26 protein-coding genes are annotated in these 25,491 nt (G+C 54.7%); all 26 read left to right on the top strand.

From position 1 onward, the window contains the following. The first annotated feature begins 83 nt into the window (after nucleotides 1–83). Complete coding sequence (locus tag Enr10x_RS10250; protein ID WP_145448976.1) at nucleotides 84–668, top strand: terminase small subunit; 585 nt, start codon at nucleotides 84–86, stop codon at nucleotides 666–668. Then, entirely contained in the window at nucleotides 665–2,632 is a 1,968-nt protein-coding gene (locus Enr10x_RS10245; RefSeq protein ID WP_145448975.1) for a terminase gpA endonuclease subunit, read from the top strand. The genes Enr10x_RS10250 and Enr10x_RS10245 overlap by 4 nt, the downstream gene beginning before the upstream one ends. Before the next feature lie 493 nt (nucleotides 2,633–3,125). After that, nucleotides 3,126–3,383 (top strand): hypothetical protein, encoded by a 258-nt coding sequence (locus tag Enr10x_RS10240; protein ID WP_145440186.1) that lies wholly within the window; start codon nucleotides 3,126–3,128, stop codon nucleotides 3,381–3,383. Nucleotides 3,384–3,385: 2 nt separating this feature from the next. After that, nucleotides 3,386–4,891, top strand: a complete 1,506-nt coding sequence (locus tag Enr10x_RS10235) for a phage portal protein (RefSeq protein ID WP_145448974.1) — start codon at nucleotides 3,386–3,388, stop codon at nucleotides 4,889–4,891. Then, nucleotides 4,892–5,800, top strand: a complete 909-nt coding sequence (locus Enr10x_RS10230; RefSeq protein ID WP_145448973.1) for a S49 family peptidase — start codon at nucleotides 4,892–4,894, stop codon at nucleotides 5,798–5,800. Beyond that, nucleotides 5,763–6,317, top strand: a complete 555-nt coding sequence (locus tag Enr10x_RS10225; RefSeq protein ID WP_145448972.1) for a hypothetical protein — start codon at nucleotides 5,763–5,765, stop codon at nucleotides 6,315–6,317. The genes Enr10x_RS10230 and Enr10x_RS10225 overlap by 38 nt, the downstream gene beginning before the upstream one ends. Nucleotides 6,318–6,382: 65 nt before the next feature. Beyond that, entirely contained in the window at nucleotides 6,383–7,177 is a 795-nt protein-coding gene (locus Enr10x_RS10220; RefSeq protein ID WP_145448971.1) for a hypothetical protein, read from the top strand. Nucleotides 7,178–7,249: 72 nt separating this feature from the next. After that, entirely contained in the window at nucleotides 7,250–8,227 is a 978-nt protein-coding gene (locus Enr10x_RS10215; protein WP_145448970.1) for a Mu-like prophage major head subunit gpT family protein, read from the top strand. A gap of 103 nt (nucleotides 8,228–8,330) precedes the next feature. After that, nucleotides 8,331–9,122 (top strand): hypothetical protein, encoded by a 792-nt coding sequence (locus tag Enr10x_RS10210; protein ID WP_145448969.1) that lies wholly within the window; start codon nucleotides 8,331–8,333, stop codon nucleotides 9,120–9,122. Between the two features lie 9 nt (nucleotides 9,123–9,131). Next, entirely contained in the window at nucleotides 9,132–9,653 is a 522-nt protein-coding gene (locus Enr10x_RS10205) for a hypothetical protein (protein ID WP_145448968.1), read from the top strand. After that, complete coding sequence (locus tag Enr10x_RS10200; protein WP_145448967.1) at nucleotides 9,654–10,208, top strand: hypothetical protein; 555 nt, start codon at nucleotides 9,654–9,656, stop codon at nucleotides 10,206–10,208. Then, a complete protein-coding gene (locus Enr10x_RS10195; RefSeq protein WP_145448966.1) occupies nucleotides 10,208–11,104 on the top strand; it encodes a hypothetical protein in 897 nt (298 codons plus the stop codon). The genes Enr10x_RS10200 and Enr10x_RS10195 overlap by 1 nt, the downstream gene beginning before the upstream one ends. A gap of 13 nt (nucleotides 11,105–11,117) precedes the next feature. After that, on the top strand, nucleotides 11,118–11,501 hold the full coding sequence (locus tag Enr10x_RS10190; RefSeq protein ID WP_145448965.1) for a hypothetical protein: 384 nt from the start codon (nucleotides 11,118–11,120) through the stop codon (nucleotides 11,499–11,501). Then, nucleotides 11,501–12,202: a hypothetical protein gene (locus Enr10x_RS10185; RefSeq protein ID WP_145448964.1), complete on the top strand. Its 702-nt coding sequence runs from the start codon at nucleotides 11,501–11,503 to the stop codon at nucleotides 12,200–12,202. The genes Enr10x_RS10190 and Enr10x_RS10185 overlap by 1 nt, the downstream gene beginning before the upstream one ends. Nucleotides 12,203–12,302: 100 nt before the next feature. After that, on the top strand, nucleotides 12,303–14,171 hold the full coding sequence (locus Enr10x_RS10180) for a phage tail tape measure protein (RefSeq protein ID WP_145448963.1): 1,869 nt from the start codon (nucleotides 12,303–12,305) through the stop codon (nucleotides 14,169–14,171). Then, nucleotides 14,168–14,548: a hypothetical protein gene (locus Enr10x_RS10175; protein ID WP_145448962.1), complete on the top strand. Its 381-nt coding sequence runs from the start codon at nucleotides 14,168–14,170 to the stop codon at nucleotides 14,546–14,548. Before Enr10x_RS10180 ends, Enr10x_RS10175 begins: the two co-directional genes overlap by 4 nt. Then, entirely contained in the window at nucleotides 14,545–15,186 is a 642-nt protein-coding gene (locus tag Enr10x_RS10170) for a hypothetical protein (protein ID WP_145448961.1), read from the top strand. The genes Enr10x_RS10175 and Enr10x_RS10170 overlap by 4 nt, the downstream gene beginning before the upstream one ends. Next, nucleotides 15,183–15,668: a hypothetical protein gene (locus Enr10x_RS10165; RefSeq protein ID WP_145448960.1), complete on the top strand. Its 486-nt coding sequence runs from the start codon at nucleotides 15,183–15,185 to the stop codon at nucleotides 15,666–15,668. The genes Enr10x_RS10170 and Enr10x_RS10165 overlap by 4 nt, the downstream gene beginning before the upstream one ends. Beyond that, a complete protein-coding gene (locus Enr10x_RS10160) occupies nucleotides 15,574–15,891 on the top strand; it encodes a hypothetical protein (protein ID WP_145448959.1) in 318 nt (105 codons plus the stop codon). Before Enr10x_RS10165 ends, Enr10x_RS10160 begins: the two co-directional genes overlap by 95 nt. A gap of 66 nt (nucleotides 15,892–15,957) precedes the next feature. Then, nucleotides 15,958–17,862: a hypothetical protein gene (locus Enr10x_RS10155; RefSeq protein WP_145448958.1), complete on the top strand. Its 1,905-nt coding sequence runs from the start codon at nucleotides 15,958–15,960 to the stop codon at nucleotides 17,860–17,862. Between the two features lie 44 nt (nucleotides 17,863–17,906). Further along, a complete protein-coding gene (locus Enr10x_RS10150) occupies nucleotides 17,907–20,381 on the top strand; it encodes a glycosyltransferase family 4 protein (RefSeq protein WP_145448957.1) in 2,475 nt (824 codons plus the stop codon). Continuing rightward, nucleotides 20,378–21,055, top strand: a complete 678-nt coding sequence (locus Enr10x_RS10145; RefSeq protein ID WP_145448956.1) for a hypothetical protein — start codon at nucleotides 20,378–20,380, stop codon at nucleotides 21,053–21,055. The genes Enr10x_RS10150 and Enr10x_RS10145 overlap by 4 nt, the downstream gene beginning before the upstream one ends. Before the next feature lie 18 nt (nucleotides 21,056–21,073). Then, nucleotides 21,074–21,781, top strand: coding sequence for a hypothetical protein (locus Enr10x_RS10140; RefSeq protein WP_145448955.1), 708 nt, complete (start codon nucleotides 21,074–21,076; stop codon nucleotides 21,779–21,781). Beyond that, entirely contained in the window at nucleotides 21,781–23,787 is a 2,007-nt protein-coding gene (locus tag Enr10x_RS10135) for a hypothetical protein (protein WP_145448954.1), read from the top strand. The genes Enr10x_RS10140 and Enr10x_RS10135 overlap by 1 nt, the downstream gene beginning before the upstream one ends. Beyond that, a complete protein-coding gene (locus tag Enr10x_RS10130) occupies nucleotides 23,787–24,134 on the top strand; it encodes a hypothetical protein (RefSeq protein WP_145448953.1) in 348 nt (115 codons plus the stop codon). Before Enr10x_RS10135 ends, Enr10x_RS10130 begins: the two co-directional genes overlap by 1 nt. Continuing rightward, a complete protein-coding gene (locus Enr10x_RS10125; protein WP_145448952.1) occupies nucleotides 24,121–25,488 on the top strand; it encodes a hypothetical protein in 1,368 nt (455 codons plus the stop codon). Before Enr10x_RS10130 ends, Enr10x_RS10125 begins: the two co-directional genes overlap by 14 nt. Nucleotides 25,489–25,491 lie beyond the last annotated feature (3 nt).

Raw genomic sequence — 25,491 nt, 5'->3', positions numbered from 1 at the left:
GATGCTTCAATCGCATTTTTTTTGTCTCAAACTGATTTTTTTATTCACTTCTTCTTCTTCTCATTAAAAAAATTCACTTCTTTATGGGCAAAAAAGCATCAAAACGATCGCCCAAAAAAGCCACTCCCAAACGTCCTGCAACTCGATCGAAAAAAACGACCAGACGCAAAACTCCGCAGAAGGCGGACTCCGGAAAAATGCTTTTCGGTCAGAAGGAAGCGGCTGACTATTGGGGCCGGACTACTAAAACAATCCAGACTTGGATGCAGAATGGTCTGCCGGCGACAAAGTCCGGCCGGCAATGTGTATTCGATGTTGAGCTATGTCAGCCCTGGGTCGATGCCTTCCTCAGTGAATCGGAATCATCAGAATCAACCAAACTTAATGAGCAGCTGAAGGAAGCCAGGTTACGCGAGCAGCTCCTGAAGAATGACAAGCTGGAACGCGAAAAAGAAATCGCTGAAGGCAACCTGGTTCCCCTGGATGAATACGAGTTGTTTGCTGCTGAGCTGGTGATCGAGGCCCGAGACCAGCTGCTCAACATCCCGAAAGAAATGCGACGTCACCTCTGCAAGAAATGCCAGAAAAAGGTCGTTGAAGAAATGACGATGGTGATTGAGAACACTCTTCAACGTCTGGCAGCCGTCGAGGGAGGTCCGAAAAAATGATAGCCGCAGCGACTATCAAGGATCGGGTGAAACCGCTCTGGTCACCTCCTGAAAAAGTCTACGCCGAGGAGTGGATCCCGAATAATGTCAAGACTCCGGAGGGATCCGAGTACGAGGGATACTGCAGCTACAAACTCGCCCCCCATACCAGGGAAGTGTTCCGCGCTTTCGATGACGATAACATTCGGGAGATCTATCTGATCTGGGCAACCAGATCCGCCAAGACCACAACGATGACCGGTCTGATGATGCACGCAGCCGTCAACAGACCAAAGCCGATGGCGTTCGGATCCTGCGACGAACCGTCCACCAATCGGACCGTCGAAGAGATGATTTATCCGATGATCGAGAACTGTGCTGCGACGGCCGGCCTGGTCCCTCCGGAGGGAAAGCGGCCGTCTGACACAATTCCTTTCGATCGCTGCCGGATCCGGAAAGCCTACGGTGGCTCACCTGGTACCGTCGCCGGCTATCCGGCCTGTTACCTGTTCGGAAACGAGTGGGACAAATGGCCGCATCGGAAAAGTTCCGGCGAGGCCCAGCCGGCGAACAGCTTTAAACAGCGGGCGAAAGGATATCCCTACGAATCGAAAGCGATTTATGAATCGACTCCGGGACATATCGAGACGTCCCGAATCTGGAAACTCCGGAACGCCAAGCGGACGCAGCGACGCGAGTACTACGTCCCCTGCCCTCACTGCCTGCATCATCAGACGCTGATATTTGAACAGCTCTCCTGGGAAGGCAAGGGAGATTCAGACGCTGATGAAATCCTGGCAGCGGAAACGGCCGTCTATCTATGCGAGGACTGCGGGAAGCCGATCCAGAACGAAGACCGGGCCGAGATGATGCGGGCCGGCCGGTGGGTGGCGGAAGGTCAGACCATTGATCGGAAAGGCCGGATCCACGGAAAACCGACCGTTCAATCGGCCTATATTTGCTTCGGTCCTTTCTCAACGCTCTATTCTCTGCTGATCAGCGGCTGGGACCAGATCGTAGCGGAATGGCTGGCCTGTGGTGACGACCAGGACAAGATTCGCGACTTCTATAATTCCACGCTCGCCCTCCCCTGGGATCCCGCTCCCGAGGAAGCCGATCCCAGCGAGCTCGCCCGGATCCTCCGGAGCGATCTGGATCACGTTGGAATCTGTCCTGCCTGGTCTCGGTTTATTACCAGGGCCGTCGATGTTCAGGCCAAATCAGCCGGCTTTGAGTTTCCCTGGCAAGTCTGTGCCTGGGGCGATGGCGGCCGCGGTGCCACGGTCGACAAGGGGACCGCATTCGGCTTCCAGGAACTGGGGGGAGTTCTCAATCGTCGGGACTATCCCCATGTGGACAAAGGGCCGAATCTGTTTGTTCCGTTCGATCTGATCGATTCCGGAGACGGTAATACTACTGACGACATCTACAATTTCTGCCGGAATCGTCCCTTCTGTTTCCCGCTCAAGGGGGCTTCGACGCATATGCCCAAAAACTACTCGCTATCCGAGATCGACAACCAGTTACGGAAAGAACAGTCGGAAAGCAAAGAACGCCGGCTGCTGCGGGGAGAAGTACTCCTGGTCCTGGTTAATACCATGCGATCGCAATTCTGGCTGCAGCGGATCCTGGATGGTCGCATGAATCCGGAGGCGATCAACCGATTCACGATCGCGGATCAGCTGGCCGACGATGAAGACTTCCTGGAAGAACTGCTGAATGAATATCCGGAGATCGATTACGGACCTGACGGCTTCTATACCAAGGGCTGGAAACGCCGGACACGGAATCCCAACGACCAGCGAGACCTGATTCGCTACAACTGGGCCGCGGCCCAGATCATCACGAACAACGGCCAGGAATGGTTTACGTTACCAGAGCGGCCGAAGTCTAACGAAGAGGTACGGAAGCCTCGACGGAAAAAGAAACCCAAAAACTCACTTTTGCATGGAGGCGGTCGACAATGGCCCGGAAGAAATCGGTAAGAAACCAACAGAACAAAACACAAACCAAGACGGAAGAAAAAACGCCAGCTCCTTCAGCGACTGACTTTCTAAATCAGAATTTAGGAGAAGGGTTTGAACAGAACAGTGATGGCGAAACAGAAAAAGATCAGACTGCGGGCACTGAGGAAAAGGGTCCCCCGGCCGAACCTCCTGCAGAGAATCCGGATCCGGAACCGACGAAACAGACTCCCAAACCAAAGCCGACAGACCAGAAGCCGGCAAAGAATGTCCGGGAAACTATGCGGAAGCCACGGCGCGGAGATCCCTGTTCGGTCAAAGGATGTCCGGGAAACCTTATTTCGTACTCGCGAAAGCGTGTTGAAAAGAAGCTGATCCTCTATCTGGAGTGCAGTGCGTGCAAAACCAAACCTACGCCAGATAAACAGGTTATCAACTACGGACATTAATTATGCTCTGAAACGTGCAAAAAGCTATTGCAAAAAACGAGCGGCGCTTATCAGAGTACGACGCCATGACTGGAACGACCTGGCAATACGCTGATTACATTTCGCTCGACGATCCCACCGCACGGCTGGCCCGCTTGCGACTTCATATACAGGAAGTCGCACAGCGGACCATCGCCATTGAAGGCCGCTCACAGAACGTGACGGCCGTGAATCAGAGTTATCTGGATTCTCTGAAGAAAGAGGAACGCGAGCTGAATCAGCAGGTAAACGGATCGAGTTACAGTCACTTCCGTCGCAATTCCATCACGTTCCGGAGGGATTGATTGTGCCACGGCAGGAAGTGAAACTGAATCTGATTGATCGAGTTGTCTCGTACTGGAATCCATCAAAGGGACTGCAACGGCTCCAGGACCGTGCCATGCTCTCCAGTTTCGACGCGGCCCAGAAATCCCGACTCAACCGGGACCGTTCAGGCAAGAAGCCCGGAGGGAGTGGCGACGATCATATTGACCGCTGGTCACTCTGGGAGTTACGCGAGACGGCCCGGGACCTGGACCGCAATAACGGCCTGGCGATGGCGATTGTCGATCGCGTGATTGAGAATGTGTTCGGCCCGTACGGCTTCGAGCTCCGTCCCAAAACTCCGGACGATGATATCAACAAGCGGATCCAGGAAGATTTCCGGAACTGGATGCACTTCGACTTCGATGCCCGTCGTGAATTCTCCGGTTGGGAAGTCATGCGGAACGTTTACCGTTCCGAACTGCGGGACGGCGATTTCTTTATGCAGTATCTGTATCAGGGCAACGGATCCTGTATGGGTTTTGAAGGGGAACGTGTCACCAATCCCCGCGGTGCCAAAGAGGTGCAAATCCGCGGATTGAAAACCGTAAACGGGATCGCCAAACAGAACGGAATCAAAAAGTATCTGTGGGTGGCGGATGAAAACCCCAAAAGCCCCAACGTTCCTGTAGATCAAGGTAAGGCGATCAGGGCCGATAATGTTGTCCAGTTCTACAACCCCCGTCGCTACACTCAGGGCCGCGGCCTCCCGATCTGTACTCCCCTGATCCGGGAGATTGATGATATCGACGATCTGCTGCTCTTCGAACGCCTGGCGGCCAAGAAAGCAGCCTCAAACAATATGGTCGTTTATACGGAAAATCCAGTCGGTGCCTCGGAATGGATGACGAAACAGTTCCAGGAACGTAACGGCGATGACGATATCGCACTGGAAGAATGGGATCCGCTGGGAGTCAATCATTTACGAATCGGTGAGAAAATCGACTCGATTCCCAGTAATCATCCTGGGACCACGTTCGAACCGTTTATCGTACTCCTGAACCGTTACGTCGGTATCCCGATGGGCCTCCCCCTGGAACTGGTCCTGCTGGATTTCAGCAAAGTCAACTTCGCGAGCTCCCGGCAGCTGCTCAACCAGGCACAACGCCGGTTTGAAATCAACCAGGATCAGATTGCTTTCAAACTGTACCTGATCTATCGGCTCTGGTTGGATCATCGGATTGACCAGGGACATTACGATAAATACAAAATGGGAGCATTCCACTACGCTCACAACTGGGCCTTCCCTGGCTGGCCGTCACCGAATCCGCTCCAGGACGCGCAGGCCTGTGCCCTGGCGATCCAATACGCGTTCGGATCCCGTACCGACTATAACCGCCGGCGAGGCATCAGCCAGGACCGCATCGAGCAGGAACTCGAGAACGAAACGAAACAGCTCGTGGAGCGTTCGATTCCGATCAGTGACAAGATCAACCCCATGCGTTCCAGTTCTTCAAACGGTCAGACACAAAAGCAGGAGGCCGCATAAATGGGATTGGACATTTCAATGCCTCCTGGTGAGTGGATGATTCTGCCGACGGCGATCGATGACACGGCTCTGATGTATCAGCAGTTTCTGCAGTCGCTGCAGAACTCCGAGGGAGCTTTTTTCGATGATGCCGACGAACACGAGGAAACCATCGATCTCTCAGATTGTCAGATCATTGAAAACGTCGCGATCGTGCCTCTGCACGGTGTCATGGTCCGTTATCCGAACTGGATGACGCGCTGGTATGGAGCGACATCGACCGATGAATACGCCAGCAAGATCGAGGCCCTGGCCGATCGAGGGGACATCGACTGCATTATCCAGGACGTTAATTCCCCGGGCGGCGTCGTCGCCGGCCTGGATGAAGCCTGGGAACGCATTGAGGAGGTCCGTAAGCGGATCTCCATCAAGACCGTCTGTAATGAAATGATGGCCTCCGCGGCGGTCTACATCGGCTCCTGTGCTGATGAAACCATTGTGACGCGGAACGGTCTCGCCGGATCGATCGGTGTGATCCAGGAACGTCCGGACTGGTCGAAGTACGAAGCGGAACGCGGGATCGAGACCAAAGTGATCGTGTCCGGCAAGTACAAGGCGGCCTTTCATCCGTCCGTTCCCTTCAACGCCGATCACCAGGCGATTCTGCAGAACAGATCAGATCGGATCTATCAAACGTTCCTGCAGGTGGTCGCTGAGAATCGACGGACGTCCGTCGACAACGTTTTAAACAATATGGCCGACGCACGGATATTCACAGGCCAGGAAGCAGTAGAGGTAGGCCTGGCTGATCGCGTCGGCACTCTCAGACAATTGGTCGCCGAATTAACGGGGCCGAACAATTCTCAACCCTTTAATTATGGAGACGAGGACGATGGCGAAAATTACTACGCCCGAATCATCGAACACTGAACCGGCAGCCGGCGGTACCAAACAGGAAACCCTGGTTGAGAAAACTCCCCTGGGTATGTCTGCTGAGCAGATGAAGAAATCTAATCCGGAAGCGGTCAAGCAGATGGAAGAAGCCGCAGCTGCCAAGGCAAAAGCGGAAGCGAAAGCCGAATCTGACAAAGCCCTGGACGAAATGAAAGCGGCGTTCCCAGAAGATCTGGATTTCGCGATCGAGTCCCACAAGGCAGGTCTGAGCGTCAATGATGCAAAGGCCAAACGTTACGACGATGTCTCCGCGAAAGTCAAAACGCTGGAAACCGAGAACGCAGATCTGAAAAAGAAAACGGAAAATCTCAATGTCACCTTCGGTAGTGACAACGATGAAAGTGGCGAAGGCGGTGCCAAGACTGGCGATGATGAGTGGCAAAACGAAGCGGCCAAGATCTGGAACAAAGACGATAAATTGCAGTCGGAATTCAGCGGTAACAAAACTGCATTTTTCGCCTACTACAAAAAACGTCCTCACGAGTTCAAGTAATCCCTTACTGGGCTGACAGACGTCGTTTTCACAGATCACACATTTTTTAAATAGGAAACAGTCTCATGACTGCATTATCAAAAGACACGCCGATTATCAAAAGTGTCGGCGAGAAAGTTGCCTATCCGGTTCTGGCCGCAACCAGAATCTACCAGGGATCGGCCGTTGGTTTGACCACGGCCGGATACGCCCGGCCCTATCAGCTGGGTGACCGGTTTATTGGTCACACTCCGGAGGGGATGAACAATTCCAACGGAGCCAGCGGCGATGTTTCTGTAACCGTGTTCCGCGGTCAGTATTACATTCTGCTCAACCTGTCCGGCGTCGCAATCACGGATGCGGCAATCCGGGCCTCGGTCTATGTCCAGGACTCAGGAACCTACTCGCTGCGAGTCGGTTTCAAAATCGGCGAGGTCGTGCACTATCGTGAATCCGGCAAGGCGATTGTCCTGGTCGACACCGACCCCCAGTTCAATGTTCTGGCGGAAACCGTCGTCCTGGCGGATTTCACAGACAACACTGACACGACCGGTTACGCCGATCTGTCGACGCCCCTTCCTGAAGGATCTGTTGTCCTGGGCTGGCAGGCTGATGTTAAAACCGGATTCAGCGGTGATACGACTGCGACCGTTCAGGTAGGTGAGTCCGGGAACATCGACCGGTTCTCTGCCAAGACTGACAACAGCTGTTTGACTGCAGACGTAGTCGGTACAGCTGCTGCAGCAGTTGCGGCCAATCAGGGATACCTGGCCGGTGCTGTTACGCCGCGCGTGACGGTCACCGGTGGATCTGACTTCGGCGGCATCTCTGCCGGCGAAATGGACATCAAAATTATCTTCGCTCCAACGCTCCGCGTTTGATCGTCTGACTGATACTTAAACTCCTGTGTCCGGAGGGATCCGGATTCAGAAAACAAATCATGGAGGAAAACTATGGCCATACAGCCAAGAGGTGGAACCGGTCAGCTGAGTGAACGCGGTATCCTGGGGATGTTCTACGAAGCCCTGGAAACGCCGAGAGATCAAAGCTGGATCGGTATGATTTCAGAAATGGTCGATTCCGATCAGGAAATCGAAACGTATCGCAGCCTGGGACACGTCCCCCGGATGAAAATCTTCCAGGGAAGCAAAGACGTAAAGCAGCTCCGTAAGTACGAATTCGAAATCCGCAACGAAGAGTACGACGTGACGGTCGGAATTCCCGTGCGGGATATCCGTCGCGACAAGACCGGGCAGATTCAGAAGCGGTTGAATGAGATGGTTACGGCCAGTACCACTCACTGGAACACGCTCGCGTCTGGTCTGATCGTGAATGGTCACACGGCAGCCTGTTACGATGATTCGAATTTCTTTGCGACCGATCACCAGGTAGGTGACAGCGGAGTACAGACAAACATCATCACTGCCAGTGATTACACGAATCTGGCAATCGTCGCTGCGACCAATCCGACCGCGGCCGAATTTGCTGACGCGATCTTAAGTGCGATTCAGCAGCTGTATTCATTCAAGGATGAACACAACGAACCTCTGAATGAAGAGGCCCTCTCGTTCATCGTGATGGTACCGATCCAGTTTTGGGCAGTTGCTCAGCGAGCTGTTAGTTCTAACTTCCTGGCAGTGCCAGGCGGTGGGCAGACTGACAACCCCTTGAAGGATTCCCAGTTCAAAATCGAAATCGTGCCGAATTCCCGGATTACGTTCACCGATTCGTTCTGTGTCTTCCGGGCTGACAGTTCCGCCAAGGCACTGATTCGCCAGGAGGAAGTATCTCCGGAGCCGGATGTTCTCGGCGCAGGATCCGACCACGCTTTCAAAGAGAAGGAATGGTTGTTCTCCGTCGATACAACCCGGGCGATGGGTTACGGAGCCTGGCACCAGACTGTCAAAGTCACGTTCAGTACCGCCAGTTAATCACTGAGCGATTCCAAGAACAACCTCAGCCAGGCGGCGCAGGGATGCTGCCTGGCTCCTGTTTACTTTACCTGTCAATCATTTACCCACGGAGGGGAACACGATGAAGTCTAAATATCTCGTTTTACCGGCTCTGCTCGTGGCGATCGCCCTGATCTGCCTGGCCGGATCCAATCTCAAAGCGGACCAGAAATCAGACCAGTTTGAAGCGCCTGCCGTTACCTCGAGTAAACCGGCGGCGGACCAGAAACAGCAGCCGAAAGCGAAACAGCTGCCCACGCTTTACATTCTCACGACCAAGGATTGTGCCCCTTGCGAGCGATTCAAGAATGAAATCCTGGCACGCGGCGAGCGGGCAAAGTGGCTGATCAAAAATCATAAATTGCTCATTGTCTCGGTCGATGGATTCCCTTCCGTGATGGCCAGCAACGGCAGCCAGTTCACCTGGCCGGCGGGATGCTGGGAACGCAGCGGAAGTCCGCTCCAGGCCCTGACGGACTATCTCGGCTACAAAAAGGAGGCCTCAAAAGTGGGAATCAAAGATCTCGCAGAAGCAAACGCGAATCTGGTGTTATCCGATGCGTCGGGAGTCGCCCAGGACGTGGTATGTATTTCGCCCTCCGGGACGGAGTACTCCGTAAAAGGCGACTTCCTGGAGGATGAAGCGGAACCGCTCCGGGTTGAAGGCAGTTCCGAGACGCAGTCCAGGACGGCTCTGGTCGACCTGCCAAGGACGATTACCGGAATCCCTGCATTTGAGCGGAAATGGAAATTCCGCATCAACAGTGAAACCTGGCAGTTTAACGGCTTCAAAGGCAAGGACGCTGACGTCCAGACCGTGATGCTGTTGATACCGGGGCAGGAAAAATTTACCGGGCGAGGAGCACGGTACTAGGAGCCCCTCATGCCAGACGTCACACCAACAGGACCTTTATCACTTCCGTTTGAGCAGGCCGCTCTCATTTTGGCCGCCTGCAATACGTTTCAGTCCGTGTGTGGTGTGGCGTCGGCTTCATTGGCCAGGGAAAAGATTTACTATCCGTATTACGACCTGGGAGAAAAAGACAACGCCTGGCCGATTCCGGGAATCATCATCAACGACGACGACATGAATCAGCAGTTCATGAATCGGAATCTGGATCAGGGAGGCTCACTCCTGGTGACGTTCTGTTTTCCGGTCAATGAAAATTATGTTTCGGAAAATGGAGAGATTGAGCCGGAAAACCAGATTCTGGACTTCCGGAACAAACTGGGGGCGATCCTGAATGAAATGCTTGCCCTGGCAAATACACCGAACCCGGATACGAACCTCTGTTATCTGCACGTCACGCGCTGGGAAAAGTGGAGTACTCCTGTTCTGTTGAGCAGTCCTCATGCAGCTGAGGAAATGATGCACGCTGCGTTTGTTTTGGAATGGGTGGCATAAATGGCCGGACCGGTGGTCACTGCAACGGTAGATTATCCCCGGGATCCCGCTTTGTATCAGCGGGACCATGCTCGGTTTCTGCGCGAAGCGAACCGGAACGCAGCCGTCTATCATCACCGAAACCACATTCCGCGGCACTTTGAGCCATTCGCGTCGGTGAAATACGGTTATGCTCCCCGGCGGTCGTATGTCACGAAACGGAAAAAATACCAGGACTTGAAAGATCAACTCGGCCTGCCTCCCCTGGTCTCCCCCCGTCTGACCGGCGGTCAGACGCAACGCCAGGTCACCACGCAACGCCAGGTGACAGCGACACAACATCGCAGCCGGCTGACGATGCGACTCCCCTTCCGCGGCGGTACCGGCCGGTTCCGGACACAGCCTGGACAACGCGAGCTGTCCGTCAGTCAGAAAACTGTGCTGCAGATCATCAGCGAAATCGAAACGATCGCTCCGGATGAGCAGCGAAAACTGAACGAAGAAATCCACCGGGACTACGCCAAACAGGCCAACAAGCCAGGCGTCCGCAAAAGAAAACGATTTGGAGGCAGATAATGACATTAGGCGTCATGCAGAACTTTGGTATTTTCCCGGCCGTCTTCGACGGTCTGACCATCAATCACATGCTCAGCCTGGGGTTTTCGACGAACATTCAGCAATTGATCTCCCGGGCCGGCGGTTCGGTCGATCCGGCCCTGATCGCGGAGATCGCTCGCGAGAATGAAATTCGGTTGACAACCGGCGATATCGGGACCGTCCTGGGATCCGTCTCTCCGACCAACGGTCTGGCTGTCACTACTTCCGGAGAGATTCAGTACCAGAAACGGCAGTCCGGCGGCGTATTTACGACCAGTTCCGAACACGTCACGCTCAACAGCACCAAGGGGATGCTGATCCCCCGCACGATCAACAGCAGCCAGGACTCCCAGGAAGCGGCGACGCTGGAACTCTCCTATATCCCGCTGCGTGTCGGGACGAATGCCCCGTTCATCGTGAACGTGAATCAGTCGCTGACCGGCGTCCCGGGAGTCAACACGCTCTACAAACAGGGGCCGATCGTGTTCGAAGATACGACGCTGTTCGATATCCAGGACTCGACGACCGATTTCGGCATTACGTTCGAACACTGGCGGGGATCCGGAGCAACGGCAGCAGCGGACGGATCAATCACCAAACGCGAACCGAAAATGGAATTCACAGGCCGTAACCTGGAGCTGCTGAACTCGATCGGCGGCGGCCTGGTCGGGATGACCGAAGGGATCACGCAGTATTACCGCCAGATCGGCTATACGGACAATGCCGGTGCCCATATCGCCATTTCTTTCAGTGCCGGCACCTATGAGATTTCCGACGTCTCCGGCCAGGGCCAGAACTCGGTGGATCAGAAAGTGACCGTCATGGGGACCGGGACGATCTCGGTTACCGTGGGGGCCTCCATTCCCACAAGTTAAACCAGGAGCAATTATGCCTACTCACAAAATCAACCAGGACTGGCAGGCCGGCAATGAAAGCCTGTCCAAACAGATTACGATCACCGCGGACGGCGAGGCCAATATTGAGGTCGCCGTCGCCGATGGGTCGACGGACCTGGCGATCAATATCGCGATCGACTACTCGGCGCTGCAGTTGCTGTTCATCGTCGCCGATCAGGACCTGACCATCGAAACCAACGACGGTTCGACTCCCGACGACACGCTGACACTCAAGGCTGGAAAGCCGATCGTCTGGTATGACGGCTGCGGTTACAGCAATCCCCTGAGCGCCGATGTCACGGCCCTCTATGCCACCAATGCGAGCGGCACGGATGCCACTCTCACTGTCAAAACTTTGCAGGATGCCACTCCCTGATGATTAGCTATTTTCTCCCCCACAAAAACGGATCGAACCAAAATCACCTGGTGGAAGCGGGTCTGGAGATGCTGCTCCGGCCAGGCGATGACAGTCCGAAGTTTGCCGATCTGCCCGGTCCAGGGCCGGGGGACCTCCCCGGGCAGATCGTCAGCTGGGGGAGTTCTGAATGCCTGGCTTATCTTCCGGAACAACAGACCTGGACTCCTGCTCCACCAGATCCGAAGCGTGAGCAGCCGGCGGAACGCTATTGGATCGGACGCCCCAAAGGTCAACTACCAGGCCCGAAGGATCTCGCCAGAAAAGCAGATTCGACTTATGACGGCATCCCGATGCGTCTCGGAGACGGCAATAACTGGGTCATGCCGAATGCACTCCGGTTTCCCCACTATCTGGGTTATGACGAGTCCGGTCACTATGACCGGTTCCCGGCAAATGAATGCCGGTCGCTCTATGATCGGACGCTCTGGGCCCTGGATCACGCTCAGCAGGTCATGAGAAATGAGACTGAATTTGATGATCAACGAACCTTTGAGTATGTGATCGAAATGCTGGCGATCAATTACCGGATCTGTCCGCAGCTCGTATCCATGTTGCAACTGTTCAATGATGCCAACTTGTTCCGGGCGATGTGTAACACCACGGACGTCGATCAACTGTTTTCAATTCAGGAGGATTTAAAAAAAAACAGTTCAGTCTGAATCCCCTCTGGTTAAGGGCCGTCGCATTTTCCCGCGGCCAGGTGAAACACCCTACCCTGTCTGATTTCGTTCTTCTTCAGTTTGTTCAATAGGCCACGTCATGACTAATAAAATCCAAATGGATTTGAGCGTACGAGACGCGCAGATGGTGGCTGCCTGGAAACGGAGCACGCAATCAATTGCTGCTTTCAATAAGGAACTGGACAAAATCGGTCAGAAGCAACGCCGGAACCGAAGCCAGTCGAATCGCTTCTTTAAGGGAATGACGACGAATCTCGCTTCGATGGCTGCCGGCTACATATCCGTAGCCGGGGCTGCCGGTCTGCTGATCAATGCGAATCGGGATATTATTAATCAGACCGACGAAGTCGCGAGAAAATATGACGAGATTTTCCGTAAATTTCGAGTTCAGTCAGGTTTGAAAGGACTTGAGGGAGATGCTGCCAGAGGTCGCATTCTGGATATTGCGGAAAGACAGGCGTTTCCTTCAGAACAGGCTTCCAATGCAGCGACACAGTTAGTTTCTTCCGGTTTTTCGCCAGCAGAAGCGTCAGGTGGATCCCTGGAGGAGTTTCTGCGGATTCTGAATGCCAGTAATGTTACGGGTAAAGAAGTCGATCCGACCGAACTGGCGAAAGCGATCTCCAGTTATCTGGAATCCCAGGGGCTGGCCAAAAATGAAAAGAACGTGGCAATGGTCGGCCGTCGCGTTCAGGCGTTGTTTAAAGGGACGAACCTGCAGTTGCCTGATCTGGCAGAATTGGCGACTGTATCAGAGATCTTTAACGGGCTGCTGACCGTTGAAGAACAGCTCGGTACGTTCTCGACGCTGGTTCAATCCATACCGGCAGCAGAGGCAAAAACCGGTTTTCGAAACTTCGTACTCCGTCTGAATACCGTTACCGACGATCAAAAAACGAAGGTGAAAGCACTTGATCAACTGGGCCTGAAAAAAGAAGACGTCGATTTTGTGGGTGAGGATCTGGGGACGATTCTCGATCGACTGGCCGTCGGCCTGGATAAGTTACCCAAAGAGAAACGCGCACCTGTTCTCAATCAGATCTTCGGAGAGAGAACAATCGCGGTCGCACAGTCGATGATCAACCGTCGTAAAACGATTGAGGAGTCCTATGGAATTCAGGACAACGTGAAAGGATTCCTGTCAGATGTTGACGAAGCGACTTCTGGCAGAAATGCAGCAGAACGACGTGCCACAGTACGACTAGAAAGACGCCGATTTGCACAGGACAAACAGGATAGTCTTAAGGTTAAGGAGCTGAGCGAGCTGGAAGAAAAAGAGGGTGTCTCCCCACTTCGACGTGATATCAACGAAAAGGGGTATTACATAGCCCGCTATCTGGGAGCTGAACCGGATACTGCGTTAAATATAATCAATCCCTTGGATTGGGGATCTGTCTCTGATGCAGTTGATCAGAGCGTCGAAACCAGAGCGAAACCAGCTTCGGAATATGGGACTGGTGAAGCACCTCCTCCGGCTCCTCCCGCTCCATCGCCTAACACAGTCACACCACAACAATTGGAACGACTCCAGAAAGATGTTCAGGAAGCGGGATTTGAAAAAGTCAAAAAGCCGGCAGACGATAACATTCCCGCTGCTCCGGTTCGCGGCTTACGGAACCTGATCTACGGCGATGCTCCCCCTCGAAACACCATTCCGATTCCGAACTGGTTTTCCAGCAAACCAAAAGAACAGGCTCCGGCTCCAACATCGGAAGACGCTTCTTTCAATCCTGTTGCCAATGCCGCTCCCGCTATTAACCCTGCATCAACCGACCAGCTGACCAAGGCACTGCAGGAGAACACGGCCGCGATTAAGGCAGCCCAGGATAACAAGAAGCCAGCCGAAAGCCAGAAACCGGTGCAGGTCAAAGTCAGCGTCTCCGCTGACACGTCGACCGCTCCCAACGGTCCCCGGGCCTCGGCCGCATTAGCGAGGCCGGCCAAATGAGCGCACCAATCGTACACGCGGGACTCACGTTCCCCGGCATTCACCAGGACCTGATCTTCGGGACCCCCGAACTGAAACGTCAAAAAAACGTAATCTTCAGCCTCAAGGGAGCGACCAGTCTGAATGGGGAAATCGATACACGGGAAATCACTGTAGAACACTGGTTGTTCAACGGTTATTCCTATGCCGAGCTGATTGCGGCTCTCAGCGCGATCAAGGATCACGCGTCCGTCAAAGGAACTCTCGTCGACAGCCTGGGAACGACGTTCAGCAACGTCGAATTCCTCCGCCAGGAACCGATTCAGGGGCCGCTCTATGATCCGGTCAAAGGGTGGTGGAAAAAGATCCGACTCGTTTTTGAGGAGCTGACACCATGAGCGTACTCCTGGACGGCGTCTGGATTAAAAGCATCGGCTGGTCTGGCCGGCGGTCACTCCTGATCGAATTCGGGACGATCTATACCGATCGTCTGCACCAGCTGTACGCCGGCCGCTGTCTGATCGGTCATACCAGGCATATCGCCGAGCGGCGGATCACCTGTCAATTCAACCCGGAGAGCGGGACACCGGTAACGCTGATGCTGGCCGCGGTCTCCGATGGCGAGGGATCTATTGACTATGGTGATAAATTCGGCCGGCTGCCGGCGAACCGTTACGTTTTGAACTGGATGGCCAGTTTTTATCCTGCGGACGCGGATCATTTCGAGATCACCGGTTCGACCGAACCGGGGGGCGAGGTGGATCCGGAAAACGTCCTGGAGCGACTGCACTTCACCGGCGACGGTGACTACAGCTGGGAGACCCCCTACCTGGACGGGAGCGGGTACCACAAATTCAAGATTACCCCCCGCGACAACTGCGAGCCGGCGGGCAACGCCGGGACCGCGACCGAGGTGACGGTTTACAGCCTGCTGCCTCCGGACGATGTCGCGTTCCAGGAAGACGGCAGTCGGTTTCTGCTCTCAGAAGACAGCGGTGTGGTCACCATCGATTTCAGTTACGGGGGCGGATCATGACAGAAGAAATATTGAGACGCTTGTCGGTGCTGGAAAAGCACATGGAAAACCACGCGGACCAGTGCGCCACAACCGTCGATCGCTGTGCTCTCTCAATGCAGCAGAGCGCGACCGATATCAGGCTGATTCAGGAAAGATCCACGCATCAGAACCAGCTGACGGAAAGACGACTGGATCACATACAGGACCTGGTCGAAACACAGCATTTGGTTCTGAATGGAAATCCCCGCCAGGACACGAAAGACCGGGGACTGATCGGCGACGTCGAGCAGCTGAAAAGCTCAGACGCCCGCAAGAAAAAACTGTACTGGAGCATGATCACGGCGTTTGTCGTGGTCATGGCTTCCAGTTTATGGAGTTTCATCACAGGGAGTGGAAAGGAAGATCATGGCAGATCAGAACCAACTGAAACCACCGTGCAAAAAACGAGTCCGGACGCGCGTTACTTACACGGCGATCATCGAAGTCGTCGACGCGAATAACAAGCGAAACGAAGAACAGTCCCGTCAAATCGTCCATCCGATCAACCCGGTCGACAAAGCGGGATTTGAAAAAGCCTTTGAGCTGGTTGAGATCGCCCGCCTGGCCAAACAGGACGAAATCGACCGGGAACACCAGGAAGAAATGCAGCGGTACGAGGAAGCCCGGCGGGAGGCCGCGCTGTCGTTACCGGAAAAGATTCTGGCCTTTCTGATCGGCAGGTGACCTCCCGCTGATCAACACACTACCCCATCTATAAATTAATATCATTCAACGCAGGGAGGCGGAAGCGTGCCTAAAATATGTTTCGATCTCAACAGCTCAGTCGAACAAATGGAACAACTCAACCTGGTCGCCGGCGGCGAGCTGACAATCAGCTCCGGAGCGATCACGATTACCAGATCCCTGCACACGGTCGACACCGAGGGGGACGCAGTCACGGACGATCTGCACACGATCAACGGCGGATCCGCCGGCGACGTGATTCTCCTCGGCAGAGCCAGCACGGCGCGGGCCGTGGTGCTGAAACACAACGCCGGGAACATCAAGACGCCGGCGGGAACCGATCACGAGCTGACGGCCAACGGGTTCGTCCTGCTCAAACACGATGGCAGCAACTGGCACGTGCAATCCGGAAACGGCTCCGGTTACGCGCTGAATAAGCTCGCCTGTCTGACCGTTGTCACGTCCAACGTTACGCTGAATGATACGCAGACGCAGAACGGCGTCTACCTGGGAGCCAATGCCCGCGTGTTCCTGGCCGGCCAGACGGATCCAACCGAGAACGGCCCCTGGATCGTGAAAGAGGAAAACCCCTATTATCCTTCTTCCGGAGACTGGATCCGGCCGGACGATTTCCAGGACGGTTTTTCCGTCTCCGGTCACCTGTTTTATATCGAGTCGGGAACCGAATATGCGGAAACCGTCTGGATGATTGCCAATACGGCAGGCGAGGACATCGTCGGCACGGATGACCTGGTTCCCGTTCACCTGGGAAATAGTGATGCCGGCGGAACCGAGTTTGATATCAGCACCCTCACGGCTGAGTCCAGTAATGCGGACGATGACCTGATCGCCATTTATGATACCTCCGCGGCCGGCATGCGCAAGCAGACCCGCTCTGAATTTCTGGCCGGCGTGAGCGGCGGATCAGGCGTACCGTCGACCAGAACGTTGACGGCCGGTATTGGTCTGACTGGGGGAGGCGATCTTTCGGCTGACCGGACGTTTGCCCTGGATCTTAATGGCCTGACCGCGGAGTCCACGGCCAGCGATTCGGATTACATCGCAATCTATGACGGGTCGGCCGGAGCGATCCGCAAACAGACCCGCGGTGAATTCCTGTCGGGAGTTACCAGCGGTTCCGTACCAACTTCCCGAACCATCAGTGCCGGCGTCGGTATCAGTGGCGGGGGTGACCTGTCGGCCGACCGGACATTGAGTCTCGATATTACGGGACTCACGGAAGAAGCCTCCACCGGCAGCACTGATTTGCTGGTGATCTACGACGCGTCGGCCGGTGAATACCGCAAACAGACCCGCTCAAATTTTATCGCCGGTATCACCAGCGGGTATGTCCCAACCAGTCGCAGCATTTCCACTGGCGTCGGTTTGACAGGCGGGGGAAACCTGTCTGCTGACCGGACCATCAGCATAGATATCACTGGCTTGTCCCTGTCCAGCGAAGCTGACAACAACGATCAGATTATGATCTACGATGGGAGTGCATTTGGTCATCGTCGGCAGACACGACAAAAGTTTTTGTCGGATGTGTTTCTGGTCGACGGTTCGCGCGCTTTGACAGGTCAACTCTTGTGTACGGTGGTCAGCGAAGCGGCATCAATAGCGGCACCACAAGTCACGGCGGATGGAAATACGGATACCGGGTTCTACTTCGCTATTGGTAACAACTGTGGAATCGCTTGCGGAGGTGATTCGGTCTTCACCTATGGTACTGTTTCTCGATCCAAGAAGAAGCTCTACTGTGAAAGTGATCTGGACGTCACCGGTCAGACAATTCTGGATTACCTGAATCTCCGGCAGATCGCAGAACCTGCAACTGGTCCTTCTTCCGGAGAGGCGCAGCTGTTTATATCAGATGGTACCGGAATCGGTGACGCCGGCGACCTGATGATCAAGATCAATTCCGGAGGCACCACTAAAGTGGCCACACTGGTCGATTACTCGACACTCTGATTACTGTATACCACTCTACCCCCTAATTCGATGAAACAAGAATCATGATTAAGAAAAACACCAGACACGTGATCGGGATCCTCACCACAGAAGATGCTCACCTTACTGATCAACGGCTGAAGTCTGTTTTACATAATTATCCCCGGCCGATCCTGTTCAAGCGGCCGGGAGATCCGCTGTCCGAGTTTGCGCAACAGTTCGAAACGATTGAAGTCGCAGACGAGGCAGCTGCCAACCAGGTCGTCCAGGAGAGGTTCAAAGGCGCGATCCCCTTCCTGGAACAAACGGTTCCGGATCCGGAACCCGATGCGGATCCGGTGCCGGAAGTCAAACCGACTCCGATTCGCGTCGGCTTCATTCTCCACGGCCTGGCATTCGGCGGGATCTCGCGAGTCATTCTCAACATGCTGGAAGCGCCGGTGAACCATGGTCTGGAGTGGGCCGGGATCGCCATCCATTCTCTGAACCATCTGGACCAGGACGTCACAGAGAAGATTTCTCGTTACTGCCCCGTCTATTCCGTCCAGGAATCGGAGCACACGCTCCAGGCAGAGAATCCTTACCAGGCAGTGATTGATCGGGCGGACGTAATTTACATGACCGGTATTGTGGACCGGATCCCGCTGCTGGACTTCACGGAGTTTGACGGCAAGCCGGTCATCCTCTCCGCGCACGGGCAGTGCGAATTCAGCCGCAGCCAGATCGAGACGATCAGTCAGTACGGCGGTCAAAAGATCTACCTGGCGGTCAGTCAGTCAGCGGTTCAGAGTTATCCCGCACCACTGCGGGATCAGGTCCGCGTGATTTATAATGGGATCAATTATTCCCGCTGCGCTCCCCTGCTCGATCGCAAAGCGGTCCGGGCCTCCTGGGGCATCGATGAGGATACCAAAGCGGTCGGCTACCTGGGACGGTTGGCTTACGACAAACGGCCGATGGCAGCAGCCGAAGCCGTACAGGAACTCGGTGAGGGTTACCATGCCGTCTACATTGGCAACGGCTACGCCGAGGATAATCTGCGTCCCCAGATTCGCCAGTTGTGCGGCGATCGTTGTACGATCCTGGACAAAACCGAGGACCTCGGCTCGCAGCTGGCGGCCCTGGACTGTCTGGTCCTGGCCTCTCCCCTCGAGGGTGGACCGATGATCGTCGCCGAAGCCTGGCTCGCCGGCTGCCCGGTCGTCTCGACACCGGTCGGCATGATACCCGAACTGGAAGCGCAGCACGGTAAGTTAACGTATCAGCTGCCTCAGAATTACTCGCTGGATCATCTGGTCAACCAGGTCCGGGCGGCGACGTCCGGCCATTCCCAGATCACGGAGTGGGCTCACGAAGTCGCCTGGCAGACGTTCAACCCCTCCCGCATGGTGGTCGATTTTGAGCGGGCTATCCGGGACGGGATTTTAAAGACCGTTCCCAGGGACGATCGGGTCCGGGTCGGCTTTGCCATCGGATCCTGTTCGATGGGGGGCGTCTCCCGCGGGATCATCACTTTACTGGATCAGGGGTGTCCTGGTCTCCAATGGTCGGGGGTAGCCATTGAGGGGCCGGGACACTTCGATCCCGAGACAGCCAGGCTGATTCTGAAACATTGTCCGATCTACGCCGGCCAGGACCATCCGAACTACCAGGGCCTCGTGACGATCGTCCCGAATCAGTACCAGCAGCTGGTTGACCGGTCCGATGTCGTCAAACTCTGGGGCACGATCCAGACGCGTCCGGAGCTGGACCAGGTCGACTGGGACCGAGTGACTGTAATCACTGCAGCGCACGGCCAGTGCGAATGGACCAGGCTGAATATCGACGTCAGTCTGAAATATGGGAAACGACATCTGCTGATGTCGGTCTCCGAGGGGGGCCGAAAGTGCTTTCCGGAGGATCTCCGCGACCAGGTAAACGTGATCTATAACGGTCTCGATTTCAAACGCTGCATGGCTCAACGCAGCCGGCACGAGCTGCGGGAGGCCTGGAACGTGGACGAGGAGACGGCCCTCGTCGCTTATCTTGGTCGGTTCGAACTGGGCGGTAAAAACCCGCTCGCAGCGGCCCAGGCTGTCGACCAGCTGGGCGAGAAGTACCACGCCGTCTACGCGGGGGAAGGCGTCAACCAGGACGAAGTGATTGCCGGCGTCAAGGAACTCTGCGGCGGCCGTTGTACATTCCTCCCCAGGACGGAGGATGTCGGATCGATTCTGGCAGCCGTCGATTGTATCGTTCTGGCCAGTCCGTCCGAAGGCTGCCCCCAGATCATGATGGAGGCCTTCGCGGCGCAGTGTCCGGTCGTCTCCACGCGCGTCGGTTTCCTGCCGGAATTGGAACCGGAGTACGGGAAGCTGACCTATGAAGTCCCCTTCGATCCCTCGCCGGCCGACCTGGCCGCGGCGGTGAAGCGGGCCGTCCTGGATAAAGACGATCTGACCGGGAAAGCGTGTGCAGTGGCGTTACAGAAATTCAACCCGCGGAGGTATGCCCGCGATTTTGAAGACATGATTCGCAACGGAACGGTGGTCACTTTATGAGTACGGAAACTCTGATTCGCCTGGATGATTCGGGCAAGACAATCTATTTTGCGATTTTCAACGCATCCGGCCAGGTGTTCGACTTCAATTCCGGGGTTCTGGCGTTTGCGGATCTGGGAGACGCCGTCGAACCGTCCCTGGCAGCGACCGAGTACGCCGACGCCGGCGGGTTCGGCAAGTCGCAGTATATCGCCTCGCTCAACCTGGCGACGATCAACAATACCGCGGCCCTGTTGAGCTGCACGGCGATCGCGTTTGAACAGGCTGGCGGAAGTCCGGATCTGACGACCGATGCCCCGCGGTCGCAACCCGCTCCCCTGGAGATCCAGTTCGGCCGGGAGGGTCAGAATCAGATCAGTATCCATTGCGGGATCTCTACGGACAGCACTTCCGGATCCTACCTGGAAGTTCAAGCCTGGCTCGAATCCAACGGGGCTGTGATCCCGCTCAGCGCTTCAGCGACCTGCAGCTGTCAGATTCGTCAGATCGATGCGGAAGCGGACGGGATCCAGATCACGACGGCCAACTTCGGAAACGTCAACAGTCAATACATCTTCGTCCATTCCAAAGCGAACCCCAGCCTGGAGAACGATCGCCAGTACCGGGCGAAGATCACGATTACCGAAGGCGGCACCAGCTGGTCGACCACAGTCGATTTTGTTGTTTTACCTTAAATCACAAATGGAATTGTGATGCGAATCTACTGCCCATCAATGCACTATGTATATAACCATCGGCCGTTCGCCGGCGGGCTGGGGGCTGCGCTGTATGTCGGGATCGGCAGTCCGCAGAATATCCGCTACCGCCGGGGCCTGGTTCCGGACGGTTGCGATTTCGCGTTGTGGGGGCCGGCCTCGGACTTCGGCGGGGAGGTGGTCAAGAAGACGCTGTATGTTGAGACGATCAAAAGTCCGACCGCCCAGTTCAGCTACACGATTCCCGCGGCCTATTACGGCGAGGAGAGCTACTTCCAGGTCCGGACACACCAGGCCGACATCGAAAACGAATCGATCTATCGTCCCCAGGCCCTGCAGACCGATGGCAGCGGAAACGGAGTCAATGAAATCCGGGGCCGCGGACGATTCCTGAGCGTCGAGAAACGCGACGGCGGGACACTCCGTTTCCGTTTTGTGTACGACAGTGTGCGTGACGGCCTGCAGCCGTCTCAGTTTGTGATCACCAAAACGGCCGGACCGGGATCAGTGGATCCGGTGGCCGTCACGCACTCCGGTCTGCGGTATTACGAACTCGACATCCCCTCCCTGACCGATGCGACGGAATACACGTTCCAACTGGCCGCGGAGAACGGTTCAACGACGGCCGTCCTGGACACGATCACGGCCACGGCCGACGCGGCCGGTCCGCCGGCGGTCACCAGCCTGACAGCGGAGGAATGCTGATGGTTTCCACTCCCCCGAATGATACGGATCTCTACGCCCGGAAGGCGACGCAATATGTCATACTGCTTGGCCCCAGAGACGGCAGCAAACCAGGCCTGGCTGACCAGGTCGATTATCTCACGCTGGAATCGATCAAACGCTCCCGGGGCGGTTCTCGCGTCGACGCGATTATCTGCACCTACGATCTGAGTAAAGCGGGCCGGCTGATCGACACCACGACTCCCAAGGGGCACAACCGGATCCTGGAAGTCCGGACTTACGATCACGAGGGGAACCTGTCGATCGTGAAAGCCTGGGGCGTCGTCACGCAGCAGGACCAGGCAATCACCGACACTGCCGAATACGTCACCCTGATCGCCCGCCAGGAGCCCTGGCTGTTCGGGGATCCGATTTATCAGTATCGCCGTATTAATGCCGAAGAGCTGACGATCGGAGATATCGTATTTCAACCGATCATTGATGACATCACGGAAGACAATCGTGCTGAAGTTGGCGTTGACGATCCAAATACTTTTTTTCTGTTCATGGATCCGGAATCGGTACGGACTGCCTCTGCTGAGATTGCCCAGGATGCAACGGCCGCAAGATGGACCCTTTCCGAAGCGGTCTATTACCTGTTTCAACATGTCAGTACAGGATTTTACTATGAAACTCCCACCAACGCTTATTATGAATTTCCGACGTACGACTATTTGAAATCCGTTTTTGATGATGACCTGGTACTGTCGGATGTGCGGATCCCGATGGGGAGTACGCTTCCGGAAGCATTGGATCTGCTCATTGAACCGTTCGGATATTTCTGGTTCGTAAACTCGATTGTCGGCATTGATGACGTTTCCAAGCACTACATCGAGTTTGCTAAAAAAGGGGAAGGTGAGACGGTCTCGGTCTACCTGCAGCGGCCGGGAGAACAGATTGATAATTTGTTGACGAACCTTTCTGAATTCCGGGCCAATTACAATATTGGCGACCTGGCGAATCGAATCATCGTCATCGGATCCCCCGTCCAGTTTGAGGCTACATTCGAACTTTATAAAGGCTGGTCGGAGGATGATGACGATCTGGATCTGCATCAACTTCAAAAAGGAGGAGACGATTCTCTCTACCCCAGCAAACGGAATGTCGGTCGCAAATGGATCCTCAACGAAGCCCGGGACTACGATTCACTGCGCAGTGACATCAATGACAAAGCTGCGATAGAGCTGGCTGCAAATCTGGAACGAGAATTCAGTCTTACATTCGATAACTACAATTTGAAAAGGCGAAAATTCCAGGAATGCTTTTCGCTCGGACCCGATAACGAGTCGACCGGCATTATTGTCGAATGGCTCAATGCGGATCTGGCAGACGATGATAATCCGGATGGAAAGTGGGAGGTGGTGGAGTGGCCTTATTCCGTACTCAATAAAGAGTGCGGTATCTATTTCGAAGGGGCGGTTCCTCCGGATGCGCTCTGGACGTTGATCAACGATGATCCCAGCAAGGCGCGCGTCCGCGTGACGGCCGTCGTGGAAGGGGATTATCGCGATCAATGGATCCAAGAAGGTTACGATGATTCGCCCAACGGGGCAGATATTACCTTGTTCCTGGACATGTCTGCTCGATTCCATTATCGCACAATGACACTTTTTACAGATGAGGTAGATGATGCAAAAATCAAACGATCCATCAATCATGATCAACCTGATTTTGACAACAACACCTCTCCCTCCAATCGTCTGACTCTACTGAAAGACTTCGCCAGAGAGGTCCAGTCAGTGGAGGACGTCACGCTTCTCAGCTGCTCGGTAAGTCTGGACGGTGTCGATCATCCGGAGTACGAGATCGGCAAACTGATCGACAAAGTCGACGGCCGCAATCTCGATCTGAATGCCAAGAATCCGGACCAGGTCAGCAAGCGACTCCCCCAGATTGTGGGCATCAATGAATACTATAACGGCGAGCAGCGGACCGAGTTGCTGCTGGAATCGTTCAAAGAGGAACGGCCGCGGGCGGAGGTGAAGTAATGAGCAATCTCCGTATCCGCCCGAAAAAAATGAATTATGAAACCGATCCGATTCGCACGATCGAGATATTTAAGGTCCCCAGTATCGATACGACTATAGAGATCCCTGATTGGCCAGATGGTTACATCAAAATATATACGGGGACATTGCTGTCTAATGTGAAATTTGAACTAGATGATCCGATGAATAACGGACAACTGGTTTCCTATGAAGAAACGAATATCACAAAGAAATTGTGCGGCTCTCAGTTTGCAAATGAAAGATATACAAGATTAGTGATTGCCGAAAGGCTGCTGGCCAGTTGGTATATCTTACGTGACTTGGTGGTGCTTGATGAGGAGGAATAAGAAAGCACTTTATGAACCGGATCAACAGGTACAGCGTGCCTGGTTTATGACAGCTGCCGATGATGACGGCAACTATCCCCTCGCCGGACACGGCTGCAATGTGATGCCCTGCAGGTATGCGAGAAGTTCAAAATTTAACAAGACTATTGAAGATCCGCAGCCATTGGTTCAGGCTGGTGGGGAGGTATTTGAGTGGGTTTTTACCGGCCGCTGGGTGCCTCCGGGAACATTTCTTAAAGCAGTCAAAGCGTGGGGACGTTGGTGGGCGAATGAAAGCGCGCTCGCGAAGATGAGTCTACGGGCCTGGGATGCGAACAGCCCTCCGAATCGCGAGTGGTACAGAACGCGGTACGGTGGAGTGAAACTCGATTCAAACGACGATGTGGTCACGCTGGGGATTGAAGATGGTGCCGGAGCTGATCCGGAAGTCGGAACTGGGATATATCGATTCAATCCGGATGGCAATTTACTGCTGAATGCACCTCTCAATAATTTGATTTCAGCCGTTGGTTTCGATGTCGATGAAAATGATAATGTCTATGTAATCGGCACAGGTCCTGGAGAAGAGAGTGTTGGCGCCGATGTAACTGCAATTGAAAAATATGATTCGAGCTTTTCACCAGGCTGGTATTACAATAAGACTGGAATCTCCGATTCCGGTTTCATTCAGAACTTGATGAACGTGCAATGTGTCCGTGCCTCAGGCGGGCTGGTTGTCACCGGGGAATGGTATACACAGCTCAATCCTGCGACGAGTAATCCGATCAAAGTGATCGATGACTCAGCGAATGTGATTGCAGCTTACAATCCTTACGCCTCACACAACCCCTATCCCAATGGTCCTGGGGGACCGGGACTCTACAACTGCTATGTGAGAGCCATTGACTTCGGCCCCGGAGGCCAGATCATCGCCGGCGGGTCTCATTGCTATTCGACCAGCGATCCGACTTACAGCGGTTCACTTTTCAGCCTGGGGAACTGGGCTGTCGGAACTCCTGAAAATGGAGGCGTAACGGATCTGAAAGTGGACGGCGATCATATTTACGTCGCACACGGAACGGGGATCGCCAAATACACGCTGGATGGTGAGCTGGTCTGGCATAAGTCCGATTGGCAGATCTACGGAACACACGTGGCGATCGACCTGGATGACGCCGGCAATATCTATGCCTGCGGATCTCCGACTGTGATCGGGCCGCTCGGACGGACTGGCGGTTTCAACATGATCAAACTCGACAACGATGGGAACATCCTTTTCAAATTCGATATCTTTTCGAATCAGAACGACATCGCCGTCAATCGAACGAATCAAAAGTTTTATACAACCGGCGGGGAAGTGGAAGATTACGCATAGGGG

It is taken from the genome of Gimesia panareensis (assembly GCF_007748155.1).
GTDB lineage: Bacteria > Planctomycetota > Planctomycetia > Planctomycetales > Planctomycetaceae > Gimesia > Gimesia panareensis.
The sequence above is the reverse complement of the archived record's forward strand: the minus strand, read 5'-3'. Positions and strand labels throughout refer to the sequence as shown.